The following is a 3,742-nucleotide window of genomic DNA, read 5'->3' on the forward strand; positions in this document are numbered from 1 at the left end:
CTGCGTGACAGGCGTGCGGAGATGGCCATGCCCGAATACCCTGCCCCGCCATCACAGCACCCGTTCCTGATCATGAATCCGCATTCCGGTGGCGGGAAGGTCGCGAAATTCGACCTGAAGCGCAAAGCCGAAGAACTGGGCGCCGAAGTCGTGCTGCTCGAAGGGCCGGTCACCATCGACGTCACCGCGCTGGCCCAGCGAGCGGTCGCGCAAGGGGCCGATCTGCTGGGAGTAGCGGGCGGTGACGGGACCCAGGCGCTCGTAGCGGCGGTCGCGGCCGAACACCATCTGCCGTTCCTGGTGATCAGCGCCGGAACCCGCAACCACTTCGCGATGGACCTCGGACTCGACCGCACCGATCCGACCCGATCGCTGGACGCACTCCGGGACGGTGTCGAGCTGCGAGTCGACCTCGGCACCATCAACGGTCGCCCCTTCGTCAACAATGCCTCCTTCGGGGTCTACGCCGAAATCGTGCGCAGCCCCGCATACCGCGACGACAAGGCCGCAACAGTGCTGACGCTGCTCCCCGATCTGCTCACCGGGCACACCGGGCCACAATTGGTCGCGCGGATCGGTGAGACTGCCGTGGAGGGACCACAGGCGGTCCTGGTGAGCAACAATCCCTACGGCAACAGTGATCTGGCGGGTCTGAGCCGGCGGGACCGTCTCGATCGCGGCGTCCTCGGCGCGGTCACTTTGTCGGTGGCGAACACCCGGCAAGCGGTCGGCCTGCTGCGCCGCACCAATGTTCGCGGCCTGACGCAGGAATCGGCGATCGAGGTGGTCGTAGACGCCGACACCCCGGAGATCCCCGTGGGAGTCGACGGTGAATCCCTCCTGCTCCGCACTCCGGTGCGGTGCACCGTCGAACCCGATGCATTACGGGTACGGGTCCCCCGGACACGGCCCGGGGTGCGTCCCGCAGCACCGGCCTTCGACTGGGTTCGACTGTGGCAAGCGGCGTACCGCACTCACGCTGCGTCCGGGTCGGCGCCCCGAGGTTGAACCTGTGGTTCGGGAGAGCCCACCGCCGTCTGCGGTAGGCGGCCGGTGGCGAACAGCGCCGCGATCGCCAGGAGCGCGGCGACGAACAATGCAACCCTGAGCGCCTCGAGGCGAGCATCTGCGTTGACGGCGACGACGGCGTCGGCGGTGGTGTCGGTGACCCCGGCGTCGGCCAGGGCCTGTTGCAGCTGGGTGGTGGACAGGAACGGGACTCCATCGGCCAGCTCGGTGGCGGCCTGCTGCTGCACCGACACCGGTACGTCCGGGTTGTCCTCGATTCCGGCGATCACGGAGCTGGTCAGGGTCGCAATGAGCATCGATCCGATCAGGGCGGTACCCAGCGATGCTCCGAGATTGGTGGCCGTGTTCTGCAACCCGCCGACCTCCGCGCTCTGGTCGTCGGGTACGGCGGAGACCGTGAGGGCACCCAGCTGCGAGGACAGTGCCCCCAGCCCGAATCCCATGAACAGCATCGGGATCATCACCACCCCGGCGTTGGCGGCCGGGTCCAGTCCCGCCACGAGGATCACGATGCCGACGATCATCGCGGCCAGGCCTACCCGGACGACACGGCGAGGGTCCGCGTACGGTCGGAACTTCGGGATTCCGGCAGCGGCCAGCACCAGCGCGGCCGACAGCGGCAGGATCCGGACCCCGGTCTCGAGGGCACTGAGCTCGAGGACCACGGACAGGAACAACGGCACAGTGAAGAACACCCCGGCCTGGACCAGGAATTGGGCGAAGAACATGGTGAGCCCGCCGGTGAGTTGCCGATTGCGCAGCAGCCCCGGGTCCACGAGTGGCTCCTTGCCGGAGTCGGCGAGCCGAGTTTGCCAGCGCAGGAAGCCGTAGAGGACGAGAAGCCCACCGAGCAGCAACCACACGACCGGGGACAGGCCCAGGATCTGTGGTCCGCCGGGCTTCGCCTGCACCCAGCCCCATTCGCTCGAGCGCAGCACCCCGAACACCACCATGCCCAACCCCAGCACGGACAGCGCCGATCCGACGAGATCGAGCCGAACCTTTGACGGTGGCACGTCCTCGATCCGGCGCAGCACGAGCAAGATGACGAGGACCAGGACGACCTCGCCGGCGAAGACGTACCGCCAGGACGCGAAAGTGGTGACCGCGCCGCCGAGTAGCGGCCCCACGGCCACCGCCATCGCACCGGCCGCGGCCACCAGCCCGTACGCAGCGGTGCGGCGGTCGGAGGGGAAGTTCGCGGCGACCAGGGACACGATCGCGGGCATGATCAGGGCGGCGCCGATGCCCTCGAGCACCGACCACCCCAGCAGAAGAATCGGCAGGTTCGGTGCGAGGGCGGTGGTCAGCGAACCCGCACCGTAGACGACCAGACCGATTCCGAAGGCCCGGCGCCGCCCCAGCATGGCGCCCACCTTGCCGCCGGTGATCATCAGGGTCGCCATGACCAGCGTGTACAGGGTGATCGCGGTCTGAATGCCGGTGATCGTGGTGCCCACGTCCGCGGCGACGGTCGCCATCGACACGTTCATCACCGAACTGTCCAGGGTCATCAGGAACTGGCCCGCGGCCAGCACGGTGAGCACCAGGCCGGATCCTGCCCGCGCCGCCTGTGTCGGCGCGTGATCATTACTCATGCTGTCGCCTCTCCAGTCGTCTCTCAGTATGTGGCGTCCGGCGCCGCGGCACAGGGTGTTTCGGGGGCGCGTCGACTGCGGGTACCGGTGACAATGCCCGGCCGGTGCGGTTGGGTCGACGGTGTGAGACCAACCAAACTGTCAGTGGCCCTGGGCCGCGAAGCCCTCGCCGCGAGAACCGAATCCGCGAACGGCTGGTTGCAGGGAACACCACAGGGGCGGACCGTTCGGCGCGCGATCGATGGGGTCGTCGACATCGAGATCGCCGACCGGTCGATGACGCTCGCGGCGAAAATCTTCACCGCGGTGCTGCCAGTCATCATCGCCACCTCGATCTTCAGCAACTGGGACCTGGCCACCCGCGCGATCGACGAACAGTTCGGGTTCGACCCGACCGCACTGTCGGCCGGTGTAGGCGCCTTCTCCGCCGCCGACCCGTCCTTCGCGGCCTTCGGTGTCGCGGGATTGCTGATGGTCGCGATCAGTGGCACGTCATTCGCTCGTGCACTGGCGCGCATCTACGGAAAAATCTGGAGCGTGCCGTCGATCAGCGTGCGCGACGTTTGGCGATGGTTGGTGGTCCTCCTCCTCGTCGCACTGTCGGCCGCGTTGGTCGGCGTGATGAGGGAGGTGTCCGGTGTGCGCTACGTCGGAGTGCCGCTCGCGTTTCTCGGCGAACTGGTGGTGTGGATGCTTGTGTGGACGGTGTGCCCGTATCTGCTCACGGTGGGCGCGCTGTCCGGTCGGGTGCTGTGGTGTACTGGCTTACTCACCGCATCGGGACTGACGGTGGCCCGTACCGTTGGACGGTTCGCACTTCCGAAGTTCACGGCGTCAGCGCAGACGAAGTTCGGTCCACTCGGCTTGGTGTTCACCTCGATCAGCTGGCTGTTCGTGCTGTCGATGGTGATCGTGGGTGCCGCCGCGATCAGCAAAGCGCTGGCCCTCGACGAGGGCTGGGTCGGCAAGTATCTCCGCGGGCCGGCCACACCACCTGAGCAACGTGCGTGATCCCCGTGGTTCCTCCCTTGTCGTCGCCGACGGGGTGATGGGTTCAGTTGCCGGCCGAATCGTCGGTGTGGTCGGTTCGGGTGCCGAATGCGTCCACGGCGGCG

The 3,742-nt window shown here is 67.6% G+C and carries 3 protein-coding genes; 2 read left to right on the top strand and 1 reads right to left on the bottom strand.

Translation table 11 applies throughout. The annotated features are described in order from the left end of the window. A partial coding sequence (locus WAW17_RS24915; RefSeq protein ID WP_422335556.1) for a diacylglycerol/lipid kinase family protein occupies positions 1-1,008 on the top strand: 1,008 nt, incomplete at its 5' end. Here WAW17_RS24915 and WAW17_RS24920 read toward each other — a convergent pair. Then, a complete protein-coding gene (locus tag WAW17_RS24920; protein ID WP_422335557.1) occupies positions 975-2,627 on the bottom strand; it encodes an MFS transporter in 1,653 nt (550 codons plus the stop codon). The genes WAW17_RS24915 and WAW17_RS24920 overlap by 34 nt on opposite strands. Before the next feature lie 123 nt (positions 2,628-2,750). Between WAW17_RS24920 and WAW17_RS24925 the strand changes: the two genes are divergently transcribed. Beyond that, on the top strand, positions 2,751-3,638 hold the full coding sequence (locus WAW17_RS24925; RefSeq protein WP_422335558.1) for a hypothetical protein: 888 nt from the start codon (positions 2,751-2,753) through the stop codon (positions 3,636-3,638). Positions 3,639-3,742 lie beyond the last annotated feature (104 nt).

The organism is Rhodococcus sp. (in: high G+C Gram-positive bacteria) (assembly GCF_049286785.1).
In the GTDB taxonomy this organism is placed as follows: Bacteria; Actinomycetota; Actinomycetes; order Mycobacteriales; family Mycobacteriaceae; genus Rhodococcus_F.